This is a genomic window from Marinilactibacillus psychrotolerans, assembly GCF_900101525.1.
GTDB lineage: Bacteria > Bacillota > Bacilli > Lactobacillales > Carnobacteriaceae_A > Marinilactibacillus > Marinilactibacillus psychrotolerans.
Genome location: NZ_FMZD01000010.1, coordinates 23949 through 48430, shown reverse-complemented (window position 1 = coordinate 48430; position 24482 = coordinate 23949). Strand labels below are relative to the sequence as shown.

At 35.9% G+C, this 24482-nt stretch carries 25 protein-coding genes; 14 read left to right on the top strand and 11 right to left on the bottom strand.

Annotation, left to right across the window (positions count from 1 at the left end):
- Nucleotides 1–85 precede the first annotated feature (85 nt).
- Complete coding sequence (locus BLT22_RS06970; RefSeq protein WP_091761947.1) at nt 86–1285, bottom strand: M20 metallopeptidase family protein; 1200 nt, start codon at nt 1283–1285, stop codon at nt 86–88.
- A 181-nt stretch (nt 1286–1466) separates the two neighbouring features.
- On the opposite strand from BLT22_RS06970, the gene rpiA reads away from it, so the two are divergent.
- Nucleotides 1467–2150: a ribose-5-phosphate isomerase RpiA gene (gene rpiA, locus BLT22_RS06965; RefSeq protein ID WP_091761945.1), complete on the top strand. Its 684-nt coding sequence runs from the start codon at nt 1467–1469 to the stop codon at nt 2148–2150.
- Between the two features lie 316 nt (nt 2151–2466).
- Here rpiA and BLT22_RS06960 read toward each other — a convergent pair whose 3' ends face one another.
- Together BLT22_RS06960 and BLT22_RS06955 are read right to left on the bottom strand one after the other, a co-directional pair.
- The gene (locus BLT22_RS06960; protein ID WP_091761943.1) at nt 2467–3414 is read right to left on the bottom strand and encodes an L-threonine 3-dehydrogenase; all 948 of its coding nucleotides are present in this window, start codon (nt 3412–3414) and stop codon (nt 2467–2469) included.
- A gap of 125 nt (nt 3415–3539) precedes the next feature.
- Nucleotides 3540–4730, bottom strand: coding sequence for a glycine C-acetyltransferase (locus BLT22_RS06955; protein WP_091761941.1), 1191 nt, complete (start codon nt 4728–4730; stop codon nt 3540–3542).
- Between the two features lie 421 nt (nt 4731–5151).
- Here BLT22_RS06955 and BLT22_RS06950 point away from each other — a divergent pair, with 421 nt between their 5' ends.
- A complete protein-coding gene (locus tag BLT22_RS06950; RefSeq protein WP_091761939.1) occupies nt 5152–6831 on the top strand; it encodes a peptide ABC transporter substrate-binding protein in 1680 nt (559 codons plus the stop codon).
- A gap of 218 nt (nt 6832–7049) precedes the next feature.
- On the opposite strand, the gene BLT22_RS06945 is transcribed toward BLT22_RS06950, so the two are convergent.
- Nucleotides 7050–7418 (bottom strand): DUF3899 domain-containing protein, encoded by a 369-nt coding sequence (locus BLT22_RS06945; protein ID WP_091761938.1) that lies wholly within the window; start codon nt 7416–7418, stop codon nt 7050–7052.
- 257 nt (nt 7419–7675) lie between these two features.
- Between BLT22_RS06945 and opp3b the strand changes: the two genes are divergently transcribed.
- The 10 genes from opp3b to BLT22_RS06895 all read left to right on the top strand — a co-directional run bounded on the left by opp3b (nt 7676) and on the right by BLT22_RS06895 (nt 16317).
- Nucleotides 7676–8620, top strand: a complete 945-nt coding sequence (opp3b, locus tag BLT22_RS06940; protein ID WP_087058119.1) for an oligopeptide ABC transporter permease — start codon at nt 7676–7678, stop codon at nt 8618–8620.
- 59 nt (nt 8621–8679) lie between these two features.
- Nucleotides 8680–9672, top strand: coding sequence for an oligopeptide ABC transporter permease (opp3C, locus tag BLT22_RS06935; protein ID WP_280525126.1), 993 nt, complete (start codon nt 8680–8682; stop codon nt 9670–9672).
- A 14-nt stretch (nt 9673–9686) separates the two neighbouring features.
- Nucleotides 9687–10745 carry an ABC transporter ATP-binding protein gene (locus BLT22_RS06930; protein WP_087058115.1) on the top strand — a complete coding sequence of 353 codons (1059 nt, stop codon included), beginning with the start codon at nt 9687–9689 and terminating at the stop codon, nt 10743–10745.
- Nucleotides 10745–11710 (top strand): ABC transporter ATP-binding protein, encoded by a 966-nt coding sequence (locus BLT22_RS06925; protein ID WP_087058113.1) that lies wholly within the window; start codon nt 10745–10747, stop codon nt 11708–11710. Before BLT22_RS06930 ends, BLT22_RS06925 begins: the two co-directional genes overlap by 1 nt.
- Before the next feature lie 286 nt (nt 11711–11996).
- The gene (locus BLT22_RS06920) at nt 11997–12563 is read left to right on the top strand and encodes a LemA family protein (RefSeq protein ID WP_087058111.1); all 567 of its coding nucleotides are present in this window, start codon (nt 11997–11999) and stop codon (nt 12561–12563) included.
- A gap of 34 nt (nt 12564–12597) precedes the next feature.
- Complete coding sequence (locus BLT22_RS06915; protein ID WP_236048791.1) at nt 12598–13362, top strand: TPM domain-containing protein; 765 nt, start codon at nt 12598–12600, stop codon at nt 13360–13362.
- 180 nt (nt 13363–13542) lie between these two features.
- Entirely contained in the window at nt 13543–14853 is a 1311-nt protein-coding gene (locus tag BLT22_RS06910; RefSeq protein WP_091761936.1) for a pyrimidine-nucleoside phosphorylase, read from the top strand.
- A 94-nt stretch (nt 14854–14947) separates the two neighbouring features.
- Nucleotides 14948–15667 (top strand): AzlC family ABC transporter permease, encoded by a 720-nt coding sequence (locus BLT22_RS06905; RefSeq protein ID WP_091761934.1) that lies wholly within the window; start codon nt 14948–14950, stop codon nt 15665–15667.
- Nucleotides 15654–15980 (top strand): AzlD domain-containing protein, encoded by a 327-nt coding sequence (locus tag BLT22_RS06900; protein WP_087058105.1) that lies wholly within the window; start codon nt 15654–15656, stop codon nt 15978–15980. Before BLT22_RS06905 ends, BLT22_RS06900 begins: the two co-directional genes overlap by 14 nt.
- A 130-nt stretch (nt 15981–16110) precedes the next feature.
- Nucleotides 16111–16317, top strand: coding sequence for a helix-turn-helix transcriptional regulator (locus BLT22_RS06895; protein WP_087058103.1), 207 nt, complete (start codon nt 16111–16113; stop codon nt 16315–16317).
- Nucleotides 16318–16706: 389 nt separating this feature from the next.
- Here BLT22_RS06895 and BLT22_RS06885 read toward each other — a convergent pair whose 3' ends face one another.
- The 5 genes from BLT22_RS06885 to mvk form a co-directional block, all read right to left on the bottom strand.
- Nucleotides 16707–17201: a hypothetical protein gene (locus BLT22_RS06885; protein WP_091761930.1), complete on the bottom strand. Its 495-nt coding sequence runs from the start codon at nt 17199–17201 to the stop codon at nt 16707–16709.
- A 49-nt stretch (nt 17202–17250) separates the two neighbouring features.
- Nucleotides 17251–18303, bottom strand: coding sequence for a type 2 isopentenyl-diphosphate Delta-isomerase (gene fni / locus BLT22_RS06880; protein ID WP_091761928.1), 1053 nt, complete (start codon nt 18301–18303; stop codon nt 17251–17253).
- Between the two features lie 87 nt (nt 18304–18390).
- Nucleotides 18391–19467, bottom strand: a complete 1077-nt coding sequence (locus BLT22_RS06875; RefSeq protein ID WP_091761926.1) for a phosphomevalonate kinase — start codon at nt 19465–19467, stop codon at nt 18391–18393.
- A 60-nt stretch (nt 19468–19527) separates the two neighbouring features.
- Nucleotides 19528–20502, bottom strand: a complete 975-nt coding sequence (gene mvaD, locus BLT22_RS06870) for a diphosphomevalonate decarboxylase (protein ID WP_091761924.1) — start codon at nt 20500–20502, stop codon at nt 19528–19530.
- Nucleotides 20495–21448, bottom strand: coding sequence for a mevalonate kinase (mvk, locus tag BLT22_RS06865; protein WP_091761922.1), 954 nt, complete (start codon nt 21446–21448; stop codon nt 20495–20497). The genes mvaD and mvk overlap by 8 nt, the downstream gene beginning before the upstream one ends.
- 281 nt (nt 21449–21729) lie before the next feature.
- Between mvk and coaA the strand changes: the two genes are divergently transcribed.
- Entirely contained in the window at nt 21730–22653 is a 924-nt protein-coding gene (coaA, locus tag BLT22_RS06860; protein ID WP_091761920.1) for a type I pantothenate kinase, read from the top strand.
- 28 nt (nt 22654–22681) lie between these two features.
- The gene (locus BLT22_RS12340; protein ID WP_171034300.1) at nt 22682–22849 is read left to right on the top strand and encodes a hypothetical protein; all 168 of its coding nucleotides are present in this window, start codon (nt 22682–22684) and stop codon (nt 22847–22849) included.
- A gap of 43 nt (nt 22850–22892) precedes the next feature.
- Here BLT22_RS12340 and BLT22_RS06855 read toward each other — a convergent pair whose 3' ends face one another.
- Together BLT22_RS06855 and BLT22_RS06850 are read right to left on the bottom strand one after the other, a co-directional pair.
- On the bottom strand, nt 22893–23201 hold the full coding sequence (locus BLT22_RS06855; protein WP_091761918.1) for a hypothetical protein: 309 nt from the start codon (nt 23199–23201) through the stop codon (nt 22893–22895).
- 109 nt (nt 23202–23310) lie between these two features.
- Nucleotides 23311–24237: a LysR family transcriptional regulator gene (locus BLT22_RS06850; protein ID WP_091761916.1), complete on the bottom strand. Its 927-nt coding sequence runs from the start codon at nt 24235–24237 to the stop codon at nt 23311–23313.
- Nucleotides 24238–24482: the final 245 nt, after the last annotated feature.

Genomic DNA, 24482 nt, shown 5'->3' with positions numbered 1-24482 from the left:
CTTACTTACTGATTGATTGCGGATAATCAAGTAGATTATCTAGCAGGATCATACCAGTAGAGTAAGGCTTTTTTATTCGACTATTTTACTTAGCTAATCTTGAATAATTCATCGCCACACTGACAAATAATGTGATCCCAGTCAAAAAACTGTTCTCGTCTAGTCCAAATTTTGGATGATGGTGTGGGAAATCAAATCCTAATTCTTCATTTCTAGAACCTATAAATAAGTACGTTGAAGGAACGATAGCTGAAAAGGCAGAAAAATCTTCTCCTCCCATAAATGGTGGTAAAGAAACGATTTGTTCAGGATAAAGTTCTCTTGAGATTTTTTCTACTATTTCAGTCGTTTCTATATTATTGATTACACTTGCATAACCATGCCGGAAATTAAAAGTATACGTAGCACCGTAACTATCACAAGTCCCACGGATTACTCGCTCCATCTCGACTTCAATTAAGGCTCTTACATCTGCATCGAAGGTTCGTACGCTTCCACCTAGCATAATTTGATCAGGAATAATGTTTTTAGCATTGGGATCTCCAGCTTGGAAAACAGTATTTGAAATAATGCCTGAAGTTAAAGGATCTAGTTTACGAGAGATAATTGTTTGGAATTTTTCGATAATTTGAGCGCCAATAATGACAGGATCGTTGGTCTCGTGAGGGCTTGCTGCGTGTCCACCTTTTCCATAGATCGTCACATCATAGCGGTCTGAATTCCCAGAACAAGCCCCAGTTTTGATATCAATAAATCCTGTATCCAAACTAGAAACAAGATGATGACCATATATAAAATCAAAATCATCAAATAAACCGGTGGCTACCATTTCTTTTGCTCCACCAGGATGGCTTTCTTCAGCATGCTGAAAAATGCTATATATTTCGCCTTCTAATTGATCAGTATGTTCAGATAAGATTTTGGTCGCTGTTAATAATAAAGCCGTGTGACCATCATGACCGCAAGCATGCATAACTCCATTTACAGTTGAAGCGAATGGAATATCAGGACGGTCTTCTTGAATAGGCAAAGCATCAATATCTGCACGTAACCCGATTTTTAATCCAGGCTTTGCTCCAGTAATTTTTACTAACACAGAAGTTTTTGTTGGACGAGTAACTTCAACATTATTAAGAGCACTCATTTCATCAAAAATAAATTGGCTTGTTTTAACCTCTTTGAAAGATAATTCCGGGAATTCATGTAACTTTCTTCTATAATCAAGCACGGTTTGCTCATGAGCTTTAATTGTAGCTATTAATTTTGAAGGCAAGATGGTATGCATAAACTCACTCCGTTAGAATATTTTAATAATTATTATATCATTTTTTAATCTTAGAAAGAAAGTAGGATTTAAGAAAGAATTATTTTAGAATTCGATTCATAGAATGAATTAAATTTATGGTACAATTGTACTGATATGAAAGCGATACATAGAGCAAATAAGATAGGGAAGGACGATTTTTATGAATTTAAAAGAAATGGTAGGGTATAAAGCTGCTGAATTTGTGAAAAATGGTATGACAGTGGGGTTAGGAACAGGATCAACGGCATATTATATGGTAGAAGCGTTGGGTAAACGGGTTAAAGAAGAAGGGCTGAATATTGTCGGGGTAACGACCTCATATGAAACTGCGGATCATGCAAGAGATTTAGATATTCCTTTAAAAGATATAGATGAAGTTGAAAAAATTGATCTAACTATTGATGGTGCAGATGAAATCTCTAGTCAATATAATGGGATCAAAGGTGGAGGAGCAGCTCATTTATTCGAAAAAATTGTAGCGAATCTTTCTGATAGAAATATATGGATTGTTGATGAAACAAAGCTTGTAGAAAAATTAGGAGCATTTCCTTTGCCAGTAGAAGTTATTCAGTTTGGTTCAGGACAGTTATTCAATTTATTTAAGGAAAAAGGATATAAACCAACTTGGAGAAACAATAAAGAGGGAGAACGCCTTGTAACAGATGCTGGAAACTTAATAATTGATCTGAATCTGGGTGTAATTGAAAATCCCCATGAATTAGCAAAATGGTTAGATTCTCTTACTGGAGTCGTTGAACATGGTCTTTTCTTGGATTGTGTGAATACAGTCATTGTGGGCACTAGTGAAGGACCCATTGTCGAAGAAGTCAATAGAGATAACTGATTAAGTCATTCTTCTAGAAAGAATATTTTAAAACCAAGAATGCTTGATCAAGTCAAATGTTTTACTATTTATAGTAGATTCTGGTAAAGATAATTAGTGTTTAGACTAATTAAAATATTAAATCTTTAAAGATAGTGACTGATTAAACTTATAAAAGAGGCTGGGAAAAAAGTTTCTATTAAGCCATAATTTGAAGTGTACAACAATCAAAAAACCCGTCAAATCAAGGATTGAATTTTCTGGATTTGACGGGTTTTACATTCTATCTAGTTTTGTCCCAGTCTCTTTTAGTACGTTATACTATTGCGCGGGGGATTTACTTTTTTTTGTTTAATTTCTCTAACATATCAGCTGTCATTCTTTCAAGAGTATATTTAGGAGAAAAATTCCATTCTTTACGGGCACAAGTTGTATCAATGGAATTTGGCCATGATTCTGCAATAGACTGACGAACAGGATCTACTTCGAATGACAATTTAAAGTCAGGAATATGTTTTTGAATGGCTTTTTCAAAGTCTTCTGGACAGACACTCATTGCACTGACGTTAAATGCATTACGATTAATGAGTTGATTGACAGGTGCTTCCATCAGACGAATGATTGCTTCAACTGCATCAGGCATATACATCATGTCCATGTATGTACCTCTATCAATGAAAGAAGTGTAAGCATTCTGTTCCAATGCTTTATAGTAGATATCAACTGCGTAATCAGTTGTTCCTCCTCCAGGTAATGCTTCATAGGAAATCAGTCCTGGGAAACGTACACTCCTTGTGTCTACATTAAACTTATGATAGTAATAGTCACAAAGAAGTTCTCCACTGACCTTTGTAACACCATACATCGTTGTAGGACGCTGCAGAGTTACTTGAGGAGTTTGGTCTTTAGGCGTTTGTGGACCAAAGGCACCAATAGAGCTGGGAGTGAAAAATTTCAAGTTATGAATTCGTGCAACTTCTAAAGCGTTCATTAACCCGCCCATGTTGAGTTCCCAAGCTAATTGCGGTTTAGCTTCAGCAACAGCCGACAGAAGAGCAGCAAGATGAATAATGGTATCAATCTTATACTTTTCTACTAATTCTTCAATGGCTGTGTAATTAGTAACATCTAAGTATTCAAATAATCCATTTTCAACGACAGTAGAACCTTCTGGTTTATGAATATCTGTCGCAAGCACATTCTCTGTTCCATATTTTTCACGCATACGTGCAGTTAGGGCGGTTCCGATTTGACCTAAAGCACCAGTAATTAAAATTTTTTTCAAGATAGTCCCTCCATTGATCTGATTATTATGGCAAAAGAAAAAGCAGTTGGCTGGGTGTTCATCCTCATATTACCTGATCTTAACCCAGAATATTCAACTGCTACATCTTTTAAAATAAAGAATAATTAAATGACATTTAATTCATTTCCAACTTTTTTATAAGTGGCAAGTACTTGATCTAATTGTTCTTTTGTATGAGCAGCGCTTGGCATATTTCTCACACGTCCAGTGCTTTTTGGTACTGTCGGGAAGACAATGGATTTCGCATAAACACCCTCTTCAGTTAAACGTTTAGAGAATAACTGGGTCAATTTTTCATCCCCAATGATACAAGGAGTGATTGGGGTTTCTGAGTTTCCAATATTGAACCCTAATTTGTTTAACCCTTCTTTAAGATAATGTCCGTTTTCCCATAGTCTATCATGTTCTTCAGTAGAGGCCGACATGATATCAATAGCTTCGATACATGCAGCGGCAGCACCGGGGGTCAAAGAAGTAGAGAATAAGAAAGGACGGGCACGAACTTTTAACCAGTCGATCAGATTCTGTGTGCCGGCAACATAGCCACCTACAACACCTACAGCTTTAGAAAGAGTCCCCATCTGGAAGTCTATTTTATCTTGTAGTCCATAATGTTTTACCGTACCGGCGCCTTTTCCCATTACACCAGATCCATGAGCATCATCAACGTAAGTGATCAGATCAAATTCTTCAGCAATTTTCACGATGTCAGGTAAATTAGCAACATCACCATCCATAGAGAAAACACCATCCGTAATATACATCACTTTATCATACTGGCCACTTTCTATAGTTTCTTTTGCTTTAGCACGCAGATCATCCATGTCTTGATGTTTGACGCGAATGACTTTGGCACCAGATAAGCGACAGCCGTCAATGATAGAAGCATGGTTTAATTCGTCTGAAAGAATGGCATCTTTTTTGTTCATAACAGCTGAAATAGCACCCATGTTACAGTTGAAACCTGATTGGAAAGCGACAGCAGCTTCCGTTTGTTTGAAATCAGCAATTTTAGCTTCTAATTCATCATGGATACTTTGGGTACCATTAATCGTGCGAACAGCACCAGCTCCTACGCCGAATTTATCTGTAGCAGCATTCGCTTTTTCTTTCAAACGTGTATCATTTGCGAAACCTAGATAATTATTAGAAGACATGTTGATTAGAGTCTGTCCATTAATGGTAATTTCTGATCCATTAGGACCTTCCAATGTATCGATTTCGTTGTACAATCCGTTTTCTTTTAGTTCTGTTAAGTTTTTCTCTAGAAAGGTATTTAGTTTATGACTTGTCATCCAATCTCTCCTTATAATGATAAAAATAACTTTTCAAAAGGTTTATAAATATATTATAATTTATTAAAATATCATAAAATATTACTATTTCAGTATAACATGCTTTAAAACACAGTTGAAGAGGACGGTGATGATTGTTCTAAATCTATCAGTGCATAAAATGAAAATATTTTCTTTTTATGCGTAGGTGCAGTTATTTATAGATATAGTTATTAAACACGTTGAGTAGGTAAAATACTAAAGGAATCATTGAAGTGAAGATATACATTGCGGTTATATTAAGAATGAGAAAGGTTAAAAAATTAAGGGAGGGTATTGCAAATATGATAAATAGATGATAGAATATTTTGAGTAAACTAATTTAAAACATCACTACTTACTTTGTTTCTGACAAAGCATCAATATTACAGGGGGAAAACAAATGCAAAAGAATAAATTACTAAGTACTTTCGGACTTACTTTAACAAGTGCTTTACTATTATCAGCTTGTGGCGGCGGCGACTCTGCTGACAACACAGATTCTGGTGAAGGCTCTGAAGGTGCTCAAGAAGAACAAGTATTAAACATAGTTGAAAGTGCAGAAATTCCTACTATGGACTCTACATTGACTACAGATGCTGTAAGTTTTAATGTATTGAACAACGTTAATGAAGGTCTATATCGTCAAGGTCCAGATAACGACTTAGTGTTAGGTATGGCTGCAGAAGAACCTGAAGTTAGTGACGATGGCTTAACTTATACATTTAAAATTAGAGAAGATGCTACATGGTCAAATGGCGAGCCAGTAACAGCAAATGACTTTGTATTTTCTTGGAAACGTCTAGCAGATCCAGCAACAGCAGCAGAATATGCTTACATGATTGATGGAGTTGTTAAAAATGCTACAGCTATCCTTGCTGGTGAAATGGAACCGTCAGAATTAGGTGTTTCAGCTACAGATGATACAACTTTAGTTGTTGAATTAGAAAAACCAGTACCTTATTTTGAAAGTTTATTGACTTTAGCTATGTACTTGCCACAAAATGAAGCATATGTAACAGAACAAGAAGGTAAATATGCTACAAATAGTGACACAATGCTATATAACGGACCATTCGAATTAACAGATTGGGATGGAACTGGATTAAACTGGTCATTAGTCAAAAATGAAGAATACTGGGATGCTGAAACAGTTCAGCTAGACCGCATTGATGTTGACGTAGTAAAAGAAACTTCAACAGCGCTTAACTTATACGATGCTGGCGATATTGACCGTATGAGACTTTCCGGTGATTACGTTCAAACAAAACAAGGTGACCCAGAATTACTTGAAGAACCAACTTCTTCTGTCTTCTACTTCAAGATGAATCAAGCGCGTAATGGCGAAGATACACCTTTAGCAAATGAAAATATTCGTAAAGCTATTGCGATGTCATTTGACAAACAAGGATTCGCTGATACCGTGTTACAAAATGGATCAGTACCTGCAAATGGTCTTGTTCCTGCTCGTTTAGCAGCAGATCCTGAATCAGGCGAAGATTTCCGTGAACAAAGTGGAGACTTACTTTCATTCGATGCTGATCAAGCTGCTGATTATTGGGAAGCTGGATTAGAAGAATTAGGGGAAGACTCAATCACATTAGAAATGCTTGGTGATGATTCAGAAAACTCTAAAAAATCTCTTGAATTCATGCAAGCACAGCTAGAAAGTAATCTACCTGGCTTAAGCATCGAATTAAGAAATGTACCATTTAAAGTTCGTTTAGATGCCGATACTAACAGAGACTACGATATTCAATTTGCTGGTTGGGGTGCTGACTATGCGGATCCAATTAACTTCTTAGAATTATTCCATACAGATAATGGAAATAATAAATCAGGATACAGCAATGAAGAATATGATGCATTAATCGAAAGCGCACGCTCAAATGTAGATGACTTAGAAGCGCGCTGGCAAGATATGCTTAAAGCAGAAGAAATCTTAATGGATACAGCTGGTATTGCTCCAGTTTACCAACGTGCTTATGCAGTTCTTGAAAAACCTTATGTTAAAGATATCGCAGTACATCTTACAGGGGCAGATTACTCATACAAATGGGCTCATATTGAAGGTAAAGAATAAAAAGATACAGATATTAACAGTAACACCGCAAAAATGGAGTGGACTTTAAAATCCACTCTTTTTTTGAGTGTTTAACTGATCTAAAAATATGCACTTTTTCTCTTAACGAGAGTTTCTTTGATGGTAAATTAAAATGATGAATTTATAAAAAGACGGAAAGAATTATTACTCTAACAATAGAGAATAATACTTTCTATTGTTAGAGTAATAGATCGTTTTTAAAAAAGATAATGGCCAATCAAAGCCATTAAAGAGATTGTCATTAAGATAGAACCTACTTTAACAAAGAAAGGGTAATGAGTTCCAAAAGTATCTGATAAATATGAAACAGTTATATCACTGTCTTTTTCCAAAGTGTTTTTTCTTAAACGACGAGTAGCTTTTTTAAAACTATAGTAAAAAAAGTCAAATGATCCTGAACGAATAACAAGACTGAATAAACCAATAATAAGAAAGAAACTTGCTGGATAAAAGAAAATATTTGTCGTATAAATAAAAGTAATTTCTTTATATAAAATAAATTCAAGTATAAAAATTAAAATAGCTAGAATACTACTGATAGTGAAAATATTCCATTTTTTTTGCATGAATCATTCTCCTTTGATATGAAAAGTTCTACTCATTAATGTACATCAAAATGATAGAGATCACAATAAATTGTAAAATATATTATTGAAAGAATGTTTACTTAAAGAGTAGTGTGAACTTGGAATGAACAGTTTTTTTATAGTAAGATTATTTTTAAGAAAACTCAAAAAAGTTTTTGCATTTTTAGTTGCAAAAGCATATCCTATACAATATATTATTTTTTTGAACCATAATTAATGATGGAGGTGTTGAATCGATGAAAAATTACATGAAATATTTTGGAATGCGTGTTTTTTACATGTTATTGACCTTATTTTTGATTGCATCGATTACGTTTTTTTTAATGAAGTTACTGCCGGGTACACCATATACAAACCAAGAAAAACTTTCTGCTGAACAAATTCTTATTATGAATGAACAATATGGACTAAATGATCCAGTACCGGTTCAGTATCTATCTTATATTGGAGGACTATTTGTTGGAGACTTAGGAACTTCTTTCCAATTTGATAATACTCCAGTTTCACAACTATTGTCTACTAGAGTAGGTCCTTCTCTTCAGATAGGATTTCAAGCAGTTGTTTTAGGAACATTTTTCGGGATCGTTTTAGGTGTGATCTCAGCAATGAAACAAAACACATGGATCGATACACTTTCAACTCTAACAGCGATACTAGGACGATCCATTCCTAACTTTGTTTTTGCTGTTTTACTTCAACTGCTGTTTGCAGTTCAGTTAGGTTGGCTACCGATTGCTTTATGGGATGGTGGATTTAAATCATCTATATTGCCTACCTTAGCTTTAGCTATCGCACCACTTGCAGATTCTGCTCGTTTTATTCGTACCGAGATGGTAGATGTATTAGGCAGCGATTATGTAGAGCTTGCACGTGCTAAAGGTCTCAGCAGATGGGGAGTAGCTTTTAAACATGGGGTAAGAAATGCGTTAATTCCATTAATAACGCTCTTAGGTCCAATGGCTGTTGCCTTAATGACAGGATCTCTAGTTGTAGAAAATATCTATGCTATTCCTGGAATTGGTGAGCAATTTGTAAAATCCATTACTACAAATGATTATCCAACCATCATGGGTGTTACAATACTTTACTCTGCTATGCTTGTATTTATTATATTAGTAGTAGATATCTTATATGGAATCATTGATCCACGTATCCGTGTATCGTCAGAAGGAGGAAATTAAACATGGGAACGCAAGATAATAATCCAGTAGTCGACCAAAAAAATAAATTTTCTTCTGACATGTTTGAGCGTGTTAGTGGGTCAGCTACAGAAGATAATGAAAAGATCTCAGCCCCTTCTTTAAGCTTCCTGCAAGATTCTTGGAGAAGATTGAAGAAAAATAAGGCGGCTGTAGTTAGTCTGGTTATAATATGCATAATTGTTTTGCTTGCTTTTGCGGCGCCGATTATTGCACCGCACAGTCCAGAAGCACAGATAACTGAACATTCAAGTTTGCCGCCTAAAGTACCTGGAATTGATATCAACGGACTTAACGGAACAGCTAAACCTGGAGTAGAAAGAATAGATAAATATGCACAGGTAAATGCTGGTGATGATGTCTATTATCTTTTAGGAACCGATAGTCTAGGGCGTGATTTACTTTCACGTATACTCTACGGAACACGCGTATCATTAATCATTGCTTTTGTAGCAGCGCTATTTGACTTAACGATTGGTGTAACTTATGGTTTAATTTCCGGATGGACTGGCGGAAGAATTGATAACGTCATGCAGCGGATCTTAGAAATATTATCTGGTGTTCCAAACTTGGTTGTTGTTATCTTGATGATCCTTGTTTTAGATCCAGGAATTACTTCTATTATCATTGCTTTAGCAATTACCGGGTGGATACCTATGGCTCGGATTGTTCGAGCCCAGACCTTGAAGCTGAAGAATCAAGAATATATATTAGCAGCGCAAACACTTGGTGAGTCACCATGGAAAATTGCGACAAAACATCTTATATCAAATCTATCAGGTGTCATTATCATTCAGACAATGTTTTCTATTCCAGCAGCGATCTTTTTTGAAGCTTTCTTGAGCTTTATTGGTATTGGTATTCCAGCACCACTTGCTTCATTAGGTACATTGATCAGTGATGGATATAAAACGTTCCGATTTTTACCGCATTTAATGTGGTATCCAGCAGGTGTTCTATGTATACTAATGATTTCGTTCAACTTGTTGGCTGACGGACTACGTGACGCATTTGATCCAAAAATGAAAGATTAGCGGGGTGAATATGAATGAGTAATATATTAGAAGTTAAAGATTTAAATATCACATTCGACACTTACGCTGGTAAAGTCCAAGCGATACGTGGTGTCAGTTTTGATCTGAAAAAAGGAGAAACGCTAGCAATTGTTGGAGAGTCTGGTTCAGGTAAATCTGTAACGACTCGAAGCATTATGCAGTTATTGTCTCTAAATGCAAACATTGAAGAAGGACAGATTTTGTTTAATGGACAAGACTTAGTTCAAACTTCGGAAAAAGATATGCAAAAAATTCGTGGTAAAAAGATTGCGATGATTTTCCAAGACCCAATGACTTCTTTGAATCCAACAATGACAATTGGGAAACAAATTGCAGAACCATTAAGATTACATCAAAAGCTAAATAAAGATAAAGCTCATGATAGAGCATTAGAGTTATTGGAATTAGTAGGGTTGCCAGATGCAGAGAAGAGAATGAAACAATATCCTCATCAGTTCTCTGGTGGACAAAGACAGCGTGTGGTTATTGCGATTGCCTTAGCATGTAATCCGGATATTCTAATTGCAGATGAACCGACGACAGCGCTAGACGTTACAATTCAAGCGCAAATTCTAGAATTGATGAAAGAACTACAAGAAAAAATTAATACATCCATTATCTTTATTACCCATGATTTAGGGGTAGTAGCAAATGTAGCAGATCGAGTTGCGGTAATGTACGCTGGGAAATTTGTAGAAGTGGGTAGTGTTGATGAAGTATTTTATAATCCTCAACATCCCTATACATGGGGATTGCTAGCTTCAATGCCAACTTTAGAAACAAGCAATTCTTTGTATGCAATTCCTGGTACACCTCCAGATTTACTGGATCCACCAAAAGGAGATGCGTTTGCACCGCGTAATGAATTTGCTATGAAGATAGATACTGAGCTGGAACCACCAATGTTTAAGGTTTCTGAAACTCACTATGCAGCTACATGGTTATTACATGAAGATGCTCCTGCTATAGATCCACCTGCAGAAATCAAAGCTCGTCAAAAACTATATAAAGAAAAATATGCTGCACTCCACAGTAAAGGAGGCAATTTATAATGGCCATATCAGATGAAAAGATACTAGAGGTCAAGAATTTAAAACAGTACTTTAATGCAGGAACAAAAAATGAAGTTCGCGCTGTAGATGATATTACTTTTGATATTTACAAAGGTGAAACATTTGGACTGGTTGGAGAATCCGGTTCTGGAAAATCCACTACTGGGCGTTCGATTATTCGATTATACAATCCGACTGCAGGAGAAATTGATTTCGAAGGCACTAAAGTAAATGAAATCTCTAGTAAAAAAGATTTACTTCAGTTTAGACGTGATATGCAGATGATTTATCAGGATCCTTATGCTTCTCTGAATCCTAAAATGAAAATTCGTGATATTATCGCTGAGGGGATCGATATCCACGGACTTGCTGCTTCTAAAAAAGAACGGAATGACCGTGTAATTGAACTACTACAATTGGTTGGTCTGAATCCCGATCATGCTAGTCGTTATCCCCATGAATTTTCAGGAGGACAACGTCAACGTATCGGAATTGCACGCGCATTAGCTGTTAAACCGAAGTTTATCGTTGCGGATGAACCTATTTCAGCTTTGGATGTTTCTATCCAAGCGCAAGTTGTAAACTTATTAATGGAACTGCAAGCGTCCCAAGACCTAACATTCTTATTCATTGCCCATGACTTGTCAATGGTAAAATATATCAGCGACCGTATTGGCGTAATGAATGCCGGGAAATTACTGGAATTGGCTCCAGCAGAAGATGTATATAATCGCCCGTTACATGCTTATACAGAAAGTCTGTTATCTGCAGTACCACTGCCAGACCCTGAGTATGAACGCAATCGTAAACGTACAGCTTATGTTCCTAACATCAGTAACAACGGAGACGAAAAATTGCGCGAAATTGTTCCTGGTCACTTTGTTTATTGTAGTGAATCAGATGTAGCTGCTCTTAGAAAAAAAGAAGCAAGTTATCACGAAAAGGAAACAAGCGTGAAAAGTTAAATTGAAATAAAAAATAGGTTTTATATATTTAATAAGCAAAAGAGGAGGTAATCTATTCTCTTTTGCTTATTTTTTAGGTCATTATAGAAATCGACTAGTTTACAATTATGATTTTTTATAGCTAAATGGCTCACTGCTAGTACGACATAAGCACTTAAGTTGGCCCAAATTACTATTGACTCTATGAACATAATAAAAACAAATTGAACTAGTGAGGAGATTAGAATACAATGATACTAAGAATCTAGGATAACTAAAAAACAAATAACAGAATGGAGCTTAATTTATGTCAACAAAAATGAAAGTACTTGTAGGGGCTGTTTTGGCCGTAATCTTGATGGGAATTCCTCTAGTGGGGTCGTATAATAGTCTGATTGAATCAGAAAGTAAAGTGGATTCCTCATGGGCACAGGTCGAATCTCAATTACAACGAAGATATGATCTAATTCCAAATCTTGTTAACTCTGTTCAAGGAGCAATGGATAATGAACAAGAAATTTTTACAGCCATTGCAGATGCAAGAGCTGGGGTTACTTCCGCTGAAAGCGTTGATGAAAGTATTGAGGCAAATCAGCAATTAGGTACAGCTGTAAGATCCCTAATGGTTTCTGTGGAAGATTATCCAGAGTTGAAATCAAACGAAAATGTAACAGCTTTAATGGATGAACTAGCAGGAACAGAAAATCGAATTGCAACTGAGCGTGGACGCTTTAATGAAGTTGTTCGATCCTATAACACAAAGGTGAAATCATTCCCGACATCTATTTTTGCAAGCATTGCAGGGTTTGATGAACGTCCTTATTTTGAAGCAAATGAGGGTGCTGAAGATGCACCTGCCGTTGATTTTGAATAGATTAAAAATCTGCTTATAAGAAAGGATTATCTCTTTGAAAAAATCTATTATATTAGTTTTGGGTATTTTATTTGTGATGTTCAACCCAATTATGACTGTATCAGCAAGCACACTGCCAGAAGCATCAACTGATTTTTATGTCTACGATGAAGCTGATATTATTGACTCAGAAGTAGAGAATTTTATATTGAATGTCAACCGGAATTATGAAAATACAGATGAACAACCACAAATCGTTGTTGCAGCTGTTGAATCTTTGGACGGATTGTCTGTAGAAGAATATGCAACCGAACTGTTTACAAAATGGAAAATTGGACAAGAAGATTCAGATAACGGGGTACTTTTACTGATTTCTGAAAGTGATCGAGAGATTCGAATCGAAGTCGGATATGGACTAGAAGGTGCTATTACAGATGCTAGTGCTGGACGGATGATTGATAGCCAGATGGATGCATTAGGAGCTGATGACTACTCTACAGCAGTAGAAGGGATTTTTACAAATATAGCGCAGTCTGTTAACGAGGAATATGGTTATGATCAGGAAGAAATACTTGGATTTGTACCTGAACCCCAAGAGTCATCTTCCGATTCAGAGAATAATTATTGGATTATCCTTGTAGTGCTTATTCTATTCGTTGGTCGTTTTATTGGTGGAAATAGAGGCGGACGAGGTCGAGGCGGTGGATTTGGCGGAGGTTATTACGGCGGATTCGGAGGCGGATCCTCAAATGGCGGAAGCAGTGGTTCCTTTGGTGGAGGCGGTATGTCCGGCGGCGGCGGATCCTCTAGAGGATTTTAAATTCGTTATCAAAAATAGCTTTTCTTTTTATTCGTTTGTTTAAATGTTCATAATACAAATGAAGTTTTGTAAACTTTATTGTATAAGTCGTTGAAACTAAGTGAATAAAAGTTTGATCTATCTATTAGCATTAACAGGACTTTACAATAAGAGAATTAAATCATTTTGGAGGGTTACAGTATGAGAATGATCGATTTAATTGAAAAGAAACAGCACAATAAAGAATTAACTAAACAAGAAATTGATTGGATGATTAAGGGATATACTGAAGAGAGTATTCCAGAATATCAGATGAGTGCTATGGCAATGGCCATTTATTTTAATGGGATGACAAAGGATGAACGTAGTAATCTTACGATGGCAATTGTGGCTTCTGGAGAACAAATTGACCTATCCGAGATTGCTGGTATTAAAGTAGACAAACATTCTACAGGTGGAGTTGGGGATACGACAACATTAATCTTAGCACCCCTTGTAGCAAGTGTTGGTGTTCCTGTTGCTAAGATGAGTGGACGTGGATTAGGCCATACCGGAGGAACTATTGATAAGCTTGAAGCGATTCCTGGTTTTCATGTGGAATTATCAAAAGAAGAATTTATAAAATCAGTAAATAGAAACAAAGTTGCAGTCGTGGGGCAATCCGGCAATTTAACCCCAGCAGATAAAAAGCTATATGCTTTGAGAGACGTAACGGGTACTGTAGAATCGATTCCGTTGATTGCTAGTTCGATTATGAGTAAAAAGATTGCGTCTGGAGCAGATGCGATTGTTTTAGATGTCAAGACAGGTGCTGGTGCCTTTATGAAGAATGTAGGACAAGCTAAAGAACTAGCAGAAGCAATGGTAGAGATTGGAAACTCCGTAGGTCGCCAAACTATGGCTGTTATTTCTGATATGAGTCAGCCTTTAGGGAATGCAATTGGTAATGGATTAGAAGTTAAAGAAGCCATTGAGACACTAAAAGGGAATGGGCCGAAAGACTTAACAGAACTGTGTCTTGTTCTTGGCAGTCAGATGGCTTATCTTGGTGGAGTGGGAGATTCTCTTGAAGAAGCCCGCACTAAATTAGAAGAGAATCTGCAAAATGGAAAAGCACTGGAAGTATTTAAAGTATTTGTTGGATCACAAGGAGGAGATACCTCTGTAGTAGAGCGGACAGATGAAGTGCTTCCTAAAGCAGCAAATAAAGTAGAAGTTCAAGCAGACCACTCAGGTGTCATTTCTACTATAGTAGCTGATCAAATTGGATTAGCTGCAATGAGACTCGGTGCTGGAAGAGAAACCAAAGACAGTAAAATTGATTTAGCTGCAGGCGTGTATTTACACAAAAAAGTTGGAGATACTGTAAAAGCAGGTGATGTACTAGCAACCCTATATTCAAATAAACCAATTGATCATAATGTAAAAGAAACTATAAAAATAAATATGCATATTGAAGAAAAAGCAGAACCTTTAACACTCATTCATGAAATTATTCAGAAAAAAAATTAATTACCGCTTTATAACAGAGAATCAGCGAAGGTTTTTTACTTCGCTAAATGTCTCTTTTTTTACCAGAAAAATGAATAAAAGCAAGGAGAATTGGATGAACATAGAAACAATTAAAAGTGGCGTGAAAATAAGTTCTCCGGTTATGATTAGCTATATTGCTTTAGGAGTAGCCTGCGGAATTGTCTTATATGATGCAGGAGTTACCGTTTTAGGCATTGGAATAATGAGTTTTTTCGTATATGCAGGAGCCGGCCAGTTTCTGGCAGCAAGCATGATTGTCTTAGGTGCTTCTATCCCTTCAGTCATTTTAATGGTATTCTTTTTAAATTTAAGACATGTATTAATGTCAGCAAGTTTATCCAGTTTTGTAAAAGAAAAATCAATTGGATTTATTTCTTTGTTCAGTCATGTTCTAACCGATGAATCTTATGGACTGAATTACACAAAATTTCGAGATGGGAACTGGTCTCCCGAAGAAGCAATGGCAATGAGTTTGTCTACTTATGCAACTTGGGTGATCAGTACAATTGTTGGTGGAGCAGTTGGCAGCCAGTTTCAAGTAAACACGATTATTATGAATTATGCGTTAATTGCTATGTTTTCCTGTATGTTAGTATTACAGTTCATCTCCTTAGAACACTTAATTGCTGGACTAGTATCGGCAGGAACTACGGTATTGCTGATGGTTTTAATTCAGCATAATATTTCACTTGTAATCGCCACAGTAATCGCTTCATTTGTAGGCTATTACTTAGAAGTGAGGAAGAATAGACGTACAAAACCGGATATTGAAGGGAGTAATGAAATTGAATAGCCAATGGACCTTAATTGCGGGGATGGCAGTAGTAACGTACATCCCAAGACTGCTGCCAATGCTTTTGCTCAGCAAGAAAGAAATCTCACCTTCATTTAGTCGCTGGATGACTTATATACCGGTTTCTATTTTTGCTGCATTAGTGGCTTCAGATATATTTTTTTGGAATGGAACGTTTAATATAAACCCAGTAATAAATATTAAATTACTTCCCTCAATACTAGTTTTTTTAATCGCATATAAAACTAAAAGTCTACTATGGTCGATAGCAATAGGATTAGGTGGTATTGCGTTGTTGGCGGGGATTTTTTAACAAACTAGTTAGAATAGTGTAAATTAACTACTTTAAGTGTCAAAAGTATTTGACATTTAAAAGTAGTTTTTTTATTATAGAATGTGTCAAACATATTTTACACATTCTGAAAAAGGAGCTACAAAGAATAGTGAAAAACATAATCAAACCACTAAGAGAAAGGCAGAAAATATCCCAAAGAGAATTAGCGGTAATGTGTGATGTGAGCAGACAAACGATCAATGCGATTGAAAATAATAAATATGACCCTAGTTTACAGCTAGCATTTGATATCGCTGAGCACTTAAATAGTCGTATTGATGAAGTTTTTATTAATGAAAGGAAGGATGAAAATTGAAAATTGTTATTTCAATCATTAGTGTACTTATTTTTATAGGCTTTTACGGATTCTCTACAGGGAGTAAAAAATATATTATAGGACCAAATGATGATGAGCGTAAACGAACTATAAAACAGAAGTCTATTATCCAAAGTTGGAGTACACTATTCATATTTTTATTAAGCAACTTTCTTTATGATTTGTTCAATTTAAGGGATAGCAGACTCTCTGCTATTAAGTTTCCGGAGTTGTTTTATTTAATAGTTCTAGTAGTTAGTTATTTCATTTTCTTGAGAATCAATAACAGGAAAATGAGTGCCTAAATGAAGAGTAATTTTTTAATTTAATAGGGAATCACTGCAGTGTGGTAATGATTCTATCTTGATAGTTGGTAGATTACATAACGGTTATTTTAGTGAAGGTTGTTTTAAAATTTTTTCTCCTAAATAGTTTGCCCATTGCTCTGTCCAGCAGAAAGAGTAAGGGACACTATAATCTTTACGCATTCTTTGATACCTAGGTAATCTCGCCCAGGAAAAAGAAATTAGCCCGACTAGTGGTAAATAGAGAGGGCCTAGCAGCAGTGACTGATAGGTATGCCCATACTCATGTACAGCCATTTTTTCAGACTTCTGCTGAGATTGTGATTTAGCGATTCTTTTTAAATGATTGGGAGTAGAATCATTAGCAGTAAAAATGAAAAGTCCTAAAGAGATTCCATCAAGTCGATTCCAATGAGTACGAATACAGCCATAGTAAAAGGTGTGAGGCTGGTTTCTGTATTTTAAGAATAAAAGAAAACCAACAAATGTCTGTGGAATCGCCCAAGTACATTGGATTAAAATATAAATAATTCTCCAGCGCAAGGCTAACGTTAACTTTTGAGTTTGATTTCGTTTCATAATAAACCCTTTCACTAATAAGGATAGCTAATAAAAAATACGTTTCTCGCTAAGAACGAGAAGCGTATTTTTGGATTGAGATATTGCGAGCTGTACACCAGTCAGAAGACTGACCCGAGATGATTAAATCAGTTTTTTGAAGCTCAGAAACAGATTTAGCACCTAAAAGAGTCATTGTACTAGCTAATTCAGATTTCCAGGCGTGTACTGTTTTGATAGTTTGATCAACATCTTCCAGTGCCATATGCATAAATTGACTAGATAGACCTGCTAAAGAAGCGCCTAAAGATAAAGCTTTAATGATTTCAAATGGGCGACGGATTCCGCCAGAAGCAATGATTTGGGCCTGCTGGACGACTTCTTGTGCTTCTAATAGAGACTCGACAGTTGTTTGGCCCCACGATTCAAGATCATCAAGTTTTTGATCAGTTCTTCTATAGTTTTCGATTTGGGCAAAATTTGTTCCGCCTTTTCCGCTTATATCCATTATCTGAATACCGATTGCTTCAAGTAACTGAACTGTTTCTCGGCTCATTCCAAAACCAACTTCTTTTGCGATAACGGGTACATCAATGCCATCCACAATACTTTGAAGATTATCAACCCAGTCAGAAAATGCTCGATCACCTTCAGGCATCACGATCTCTTGGGGAGCATTGATATGGATCTGTATAGCATCTGCTTTTAGCATATCAACCACTTTTTTTGCATTTTCAATACCGTGTCCGGCACCGAGGTTAGCAAAGACTAACCCATTGGGATTTGTTTCTCTTACAATTTTGAACGTACTCACTTGTTCAGGATCTTTAAGCGCAGCACTAACAGAACCCGTAGCAATGGCTAAGCCTGTTTCACGGGCGATAATAGCAAGTTTTTCATTGACTTTCCCAGTCCAGCGACTTCCTCCAGACATTGCATTAATAAAGAAGGGAACTGTAAAGTTTAGTCCATTTAGTTGTACAGACAAATCTACATCTCTAACATCCATCTGCGGAAAAGAATGATGGACGAAGCGAATATCTTCAAATGAAGACTTTCCTTGGTCATAAAACTTTTCCGATAGGGATACATGTTCATTTTTTCGATTATTTTGTTTTGGCATAGTGTTTTCTCCAATATGTCAGTTTAAAAAACGTATAGAACTCTTTAAGCTATTATCAATTAATAGCAACGACTATTATCCATTTTATCATGAACGAGTATAGACTTGTAGGGGAAGCAAGGTAATATCTTGTTCTGTCCATTTTGAGACTAAATCGTTCATACTAGCTTTATGATCAAATAAGGCAATTCCACAATCGCCACCACCAGCACCAGAAGACTTTGCAGCACCATGATATTGCTCAGCGATATCACATAAAGTCTGTAATGCAGAGGTTTCAATCGGAACTCTCGTACTTTCACTCATACTTTTAAGAAGCTGACGATTTTGTCTGATTTCTTTTTGAATGGCGGATAAGTCTTTATCTCTAAAAGCACGAATCATGTTTTCGACGCAGGATTTACTTTTTTGTAAAAAGATTTGATAGTTTTCTTCCTTGGCTTCTCTTTTGGCTTTAACTTGATCAACTAGATCAGTAGTGGAAGCAGGCGAGCCCGTCCAACCAATCAAAAGATTTAATTCAGCTGGTGGAGATAATCTTTCCACCATAAAGGCAGGCCAATCTAATTCAACAAGAGCGGTGATACTATGGGTATTTAGCTTCTCTTTGACCCATTCTCTGTCAAAACTGCTGTATGCTAACCAGCCAGTATAAGTTGCAGCTGCAATATCTCCAAAGGATCCATTACTTTTTACTGATAAATGGGCCAGAACAGATAATTTGAATACAAGTTCATCTGATATCTTCAGATCGTAATATTTAAGTAAAGCCCTAACGGTTGCCACTGTAACAGCAGCGCTGGATCCTAGGCCATATTTCAACCCGCTCGAGCTATCTAATTCGCTTTCTACACCTAGATGGTAAATAGATAATTCTTTTCTAGATTCCTTTACATAGCGTTCCGTATAGTCAATAGCTGCAAGCAAATAGTGAAAGGGATTTTCTCTTTCATCTACGATCATTTTGCCGTTTTCTCTTCTCCATTGCAGAGGAATGCTTGAATAATGGGAAGAATGGATGGTGCCGACTGTTTCTGAATGGCTAACTTTAACAGTCAGAAACTGATCTACCGCTACTAAGATAGCAGGATGTCCAGGTTCAACGACTGCATATTCACCAGCTATATATAACTTACCAGGGGCCGAGGCTACTACTTGATTCATTCGATCCGATCCTTTTCTAATTCGATTTTAGTTTACACTTATGTATGTTAGAACATTAGACTATCTATTTTCTAACACTTGGATTCCAGGTCCAGGTTTTGCCGAAATAATTTGTTCTTCATCGAAATAAGCCAGTAAAGCTTTTTGGATTTTATCCATTTCAGATTGTTTACAAATCACTTTAACATTAGGTCCGGCATCCATTGTAAAGTAAACTGAATAATTTTCTTTACGAAGCTTACGGACTGCGTCCATTGCTATCATACTGTCAGCTGTCCAGTAAGTGAAAGGTGGTTGAGCTCCTAAGGTGGTTGCGTGCATTTTCAAAGCATTACGTTCTGCGATGGCTCCTACTTTATCAATATTCTGTTCTGCTATAGAAAGCTTCATATCTGTTAAATCTTGATCCAAGGTAGACAACCACCCAGCGTAGAAAGGAGAGGTTGTAACGGTTCTTTGCATACCATCTCGACTTGATACTTCTTTTTTGGCTTGTTTAACAATAATAAAAAGCATACCGATATCCCAATTAGCGTTGTCAATTGGATGTGCAAAAGAGGTCTCATCATTTATGCCTTTTTCCCATTCTACGAAGCCCCCATAAATACTTCTAGAAGCTGAGCCGGATCCTCTTCGTGCGAGGCGAGAGAGTTCTTGCGCAGATAAATTCAGTTCAGAAGCTTCATTAGCAGCGCCTGCCAACGCAGCTAGTCCAGACGCTGAAGATGCTAAACCAGCAGCAGTTGGGACATAATTGATGCTTTCAACAAGTGCGTAATCGGTAAGCTCCGCTTTGTTTCTGACAATATCTAAAATAGTAGAGACCTTTTTTAAAGCCGAAGCATCTTGCTCTTCGCCATCAAGAATGAGTTGGTCCTCTTTTAGAGAAGAATCAAATGTAACTCTAGTATCTGTATAGAATGCGTCTAATGTTAAAGAAAGAGAATTGTTTTTTGGAATAATGAATTCTTCATCTTCTTTTCCCCAATATTTTATTAAGGCAATATTTGTATGTGCACGTACCCATTTACTCATGTGTGTTGACTCCTAATGAATGGATCCAAGTTTCAACGGCTCCATTATTTATTAATTCACTTGCAATATGTTTTGCTTGATCGAATGATTTTGCCAAGGCGATCATACAGCCTCCACGACCGCTGCCTGTTAGTTTAGCACCAAGAGCCCCACTTTTTAGAGCTGTTTGCACTAAAAGATCTAATTTTTCATTGCTAACACTTAAATCCGATAAATGACGATGAGCTTTTGAAAGAATCATACCTAATTCATTTATATCATCTTCTTCAATCGCTTTTTTTGCTTGAACCGTCAAAGATCCAAGTGATGAAATAAGCAATTTTGTTTTTCTTTTGGATTTCTTAAGCAACTGAGCAACGTCATGTACAGCTTCTCTTGTCTGTCCTGTCAAGCCGGTATCAGCAGCAATTAAATAACCTGTAACTTCTATATCAAAAGTTTGTGGGGTTTGTGATTTGATGAAATACACGGGCTGAGTGCCGCTAGTAATACGAGCGTCCAAGCCACTAGGGTTTCCATGTGCAATTTTTTCAGAAACTCCAATATAATAAAGTAAGGTTTCATTATCTAAAGAATAGTCAAAAAAAGTATATATTGCACGAATTAGAGCAGTTGCAACTGCTGCACTAGATCCCATTCCTCTTTCAGGAGGAATCAGGCTGGATATTGTAATAAGCATGCCAGATAAATCTGCATTTAAATCTTCACAAATCATTTCAATCGTATGTTTTAGGTTATATAGGGAAGCAGGAGTGCTTGCTAAGGGTCCGTTATAATAACTGGAAAAAATTTTGCTTTCTCCCTCGATAGCTTTTATGCGAACTTCAACATTAGCGGCCGGAAAAGGAAGAGCGATTGCAGGTTCATTATAAACCACTGAATGTTCTCCAATTAATATAATCTTTCCGTGAGCCGTTCCAATGGCTTGATCGGAGAGAGTTTTCATCCTGTCAACTCCTTAGTAAGTTCTTTTATATAATATAATTCCAATATACCGTCAAATTGGTGTAGTTTAATCCTACTATATTTGACTATTATACACCAATATATCATACCAATTTAAGTTTAAAAATACTTAAAGAATCAAAAAAGACAGAGGGATTGATGAAAGTATCAATAAGAAAATACTTAAATTTTAAGCGCTTTACAATAAAGATAGTCAAGAACGAAAAAATTTGGTAAACTTGTACTCGAAATCGACACTATAGGAGCGGAGGATTTAACCGCATGCAGGAATCAGATACATTTTACATTATTGAAAGAGATGAATGGAAAGAATTGAATGAACATACTAGGCTGACTTTAACAGATGAAGAACTGGAATCACTGCGTTCATTGAATGACCGAATTTCTTTGAAAGATGTTAAAGAAATTTATATACCAATTCTCCAGGTTTTGCATACGCACATCAGATATTATGATGAACGGCAGCGAGAAATGAAAACATTATTAAATCAGCCTGCTAAAAAGGATCCTTATATTATTGGCATAGCTGGTAGTGTGGCAGTAGGGAAAAGTACATTAGCTAGGTTATTACAGACAATGATCGATCGTGCGTATCCTAACCGAAAAGTAGACTTGATTACTACAGACGGATTTTTATATCCAAATAAAGTGCTAAAAGAAAAAAATATCTTAGACCGTAAGGGATTTCCTGAAAGCTATGATATGAAACGGTTGATCACATTTATGGGAGATGTCAAAAGTGGTCACAGGAATATTGAAGTGCCAGTATATTCACATAAATTTTATGATATCGTTCCAGATGAACACGTAGTAATTGACCAGCCGGATATTTTGATTGTTGAAGGAATTAATGTTTTACAGCTTCCAGCAAATGAAAAAATATTTGTTAGTGATTTTTTTGATTTCAGTTTCTATGTAGATGCTGAACCCGAAAGAATTGAGAAGTGGTATTTAGAACGATTCGGATTACTATTAGATACAGCTTTTCAAAATCCTACCAATTATTATTATGATGTAGCCATGGGTAACCGAAAAGAAGCGTTTGATATGGCTAAAGAGGTTTGGCAGGATGTAAACTTAACCAATTTAGAAGAATATATTCTACCAACTCGATTCAGAGCGGACATGATCATCCATAAAACAACAGATCATTATATTGACCAGTTACTATTGAAAAAGCACTAAAAAAGAAGAAACTATGGGAGGTTAATCCATGATATTTATATCTCTATTCATGATTGTACTATATCTGGCAGTTCCTGCTGCAATTATCTTTTTTCTGAAGCTTTGTTACGATATGGTTAGTTTAACAAAGGAGAAAAATGTGAAATTGGATCGACTGATTGGCTTACTAGAAAAACGCGAACAAAAAAATGAATAATGGTAAAAAAACGGCTCACTTCAAATAAGTGAACCGTTTTTTACTATTCTACTTGTTTCTTTTTAAGGATAATTAATGCAGTAAAATTCAATAAAATAGTCATAATTAATAGAGTAGCAGAAGCGACGGCCATTGTTTGGGCTGTATCCATTAATGCAATCCAATCTTCGATTGTAACGATATAATTTGTATAAATAATTTGAAAGCATAAAGCAATACCACAGGAAGATAAACTCCATATTGCATCCCAATAGAATTCTGATGCTTTAGTTTTTGGATTTATCAAATTAAACAGTGGTAACCCCCATGCCAGTAAACCGAACCCTAAACTTCCAATATTTAATAACCCCATATTCCCAATTAACCTCCGTATAATATTAAAATCTATAAGTGAAGTATACATATTTTTAAGAGATAATTAGATAAAAAACTATTAAGTAATGATTAATTTTATATAAAATTTAAAGAATGTAGCTATCCATAAGTGATTCTCGAGCACTCTCCATGAATGCTTTATCACTTGCGGATAGGGATTTATTCTTCAGATGTGCTATAAAATATGTGGTCATCAGATCCTTTGTCTCAAAATCATAAATAGTATAATTTTTAAAAGATTCATTTTCAAGTAGTGCACTCTTTGGAAGGAACGTGATCCCCATGCCTTGTCTGGCTAATGCTGCCACGGTTCCAATGTTGTTGCTTTCGAGTACTATAGTAGGATTGATATCATGCTTGTCGAAAAATAAATCTGTTTGTTTTCTAATCGCAGATTGGTGACTAGTCAACACATATTTTTCATTATTTAATGTTGAAATTGGAAAAGGAAAACGACAGACTTCTGTTTTATCAGTCTGATAAAGTGAACTGGATTGCGGTACAATCATACACCATTCATCCCTAGTAAGTTCATTATAGGCAAGTTTTTTATTCGTTACAGGATCCATACCAAGATATAAATCAATTTTATTTTCAATCAAGTCGGATTCTGAAAGTGAAGGATTCTGTTCAATTAATTCTATTTTGACTCCAGGAAACTTAGAATTAAAGCTGGGTAAGATCAAAGGGAGTAAAAAGGATCCCATAATTGCATGTACACCTATCCTGATTCTTCCATAATCTAACTGTGAGACTAAAGATAATTCATTGACCATTTCGGCATATCGATTTCGAATCTTTCTTAAATGGTATAGGTAACGTTCTCCAGCATAAGTCAGCCTAATAGGAGAGGCGTTACGGTCAACGAGTTTAGTTTTTAATTCACATTCTACAGAACTAATGGATTTACTTAAATAAGGTTGTGAAATGTATAACTTTTTTGCAGCTTGAGTAAATGTTTTTTCCTGTATAAGTGTTTCTAAGTATAAAATCATTGTTTCTGAATCCATCATTTTTTCATTCCTTTATATGAACTTCTTCCCTACTCAGATAGTAACTAATTAAGTATGAAATGTCTAGATAATTCTATAATGACAACGTTTTTTTAATTGAAACGTTTATTTTTTTACCAAATTTATTCTGAAAAAAATAATTAGCCAAAAAACTGGCCCTTTTAAAAATACTTTTTCAAGATAAATATTTTAAGCATTTATATATTGTGAATTTATTATATAACTTTTTGGTTATGGAATATATA

What these genes read in the sequence shown, in the direction of transcription:
- BLT22_RS06970 (WP_091761947.1), bottom strand. Translation starts at nt 1,285, where the DNA reads ATGCATACCATCTTGCCTTCAAAATTAATAGCTACAATTAAAGCTCAT.
- rpiA (WP_091761945.1), top strand. Translation starts at nt 1,467, where the DNA reads ATGAATTTAAAAGAAATGGTAGGGTATAAAGCTGCTGAATTTGTGAAA.
- BLT22_RS06955 (WP_091761941.1), bottom strand. Translation starts at nt 4,730, where the DNA reads ATGACAAGTCATAAACTAAATACCTTTCTAGAGAAAAACTTAACAGAA.
- BLT22_RS06950 (WP_091761939.1), top strand. Translation starts at nt 5,152, where the DNA reads ATGCAAAAGAATAAATTACTAAGTACTTTCGGACTTACTTTAACAAGT.
- BLT22_RS06945 (WP_091761938.1), bottom strand. Translation starts at nt 7,418, where the DNA reads ATGCAAAAAAAATGGAATATTTTCACTATCAGTAGTATTCTAGCTATT.
- opp3b (WP_087058119.1), top strand. Translation starts at nt 7,676, where the DNA reads ATGAAAAATTACATGAAATATTTTGGAATGCGTGTTTTTTACATGTTA.
- opp3C (WP_280525126.1), top strand. Translation starts at nt 8,680, where the DNA reads ATGTTTGAGCGTGTTAGTGGGTCAGCTACAGAAGATAATGAAAAGATC.
- BLT22_RS06930 (WP_087058115.1), top strand. Translation starts at nt 9,687, where the DNA reads ATGAGTAATATATTAGAAGTTAAAGATTTAAATATCACATTCGACACT.
- BLT22_RS06925 (WP_087058113.1), top strand. Translation starts at nt 10,745, where the DNA reads ATGGCCATATCAGATGAAAAGATACTAGAGGTCAAGAATTTAAAACAG.
- BLT22_RS06920 (WP_087058111.1), top strand. Translation starts at nt 11,997, where the DNA reads ATGTCAACAAAAATGAAAGTACTTGTAGGGGCTGTTTTGGCCGTAATC.
- BLT22_RS06910 (WP_091761936.1), top strand. Translation starts at nt 13,543, where the DNA reads ATGAGAATGATCGATTTAATTGAAAAGAAACAGCACAATAAAGAATTA.
- BLT22_RS06905 (WP_091761934.1), top strand. Translation starts at nt 14,948, where the DNA reads ATGAACATAGAAACAATTAAAAGTGGCGTGAAAATAAGTTCTCCGGTT.
- BLT22_RS06900 (WP_087058105.1), top strand. Translation starts at nt 15,654, where the DNA reads ATGAAATTGAATAGCCAATGGACCTTAATTGCGGGGATGGCAGTAGTA.
- BLT22_RS06885 (WP_091761930.1), bottom strand. Translation starts at nt 17,201, where the DNA reads ATGAAACGAAATCAAACTCAAAAGTTAACGTTAGCCTTGCGCTGGAGA.
- fni (WP_091761928.1), bottom strand. Translation starts at nt 18,303, where the DNA reads ATGCCAAAACAAAATAATCGAAAAAATGAACATGTATCCCTATCGGAA.
- BLT22_RS06875 (WP_091761926.1), bottom strand. Translation starts at nt 19,467, where the DNA reads ATGAATCAAGTAGTAGCCTCGGCCCCTGGTAAGTTATATATAGCTGGT.
- mvaD (WP_091761924.1), bottom strand. Translation starts at nt 20,502, where the DNA reads ATGAGTAAATGGGTACGTGCACATACAAATATTGCCTTAATAAAATAT.
- mvk (WP_091761922.1), bottom strand. Translation starts at nt 21,448, where the DNA reads ATGAAAACTCTCTCCGATCAAGCCATTGGAACGGCTCACGGAAAGATT.
- coaA (WP_091761920.1), top strand. Translation starts at nt 21,730, where the DNA reads ATGCAGGAATCAGATACATTTTACATTATTGAAAGAGATGAATGGAAA.
- BLT22_RS12340 (WP_171034300.1), top strand. Translation starts at nt 22,682, where the DNA reads ATGATATTTATATCTCTATTCATGATTGTACTATATCTGGCAGTTCCT.
- BLT22_RS06855 (WP_091761918.1), bottom strand. Translation starts at nt 23,201, where the DNA reads ATGGGGTTATTAAATATTGGAAGTTTAGGGTTCGGTTTACTGGCATGG.
- BLT22_RS06850 (WP_091761916.1), bottom strand. Translation starts at nt 24,237, where the DNA reads ATGATGGATTCAGAAACAATGATTTTATACTTAGAAACACTTATACAG.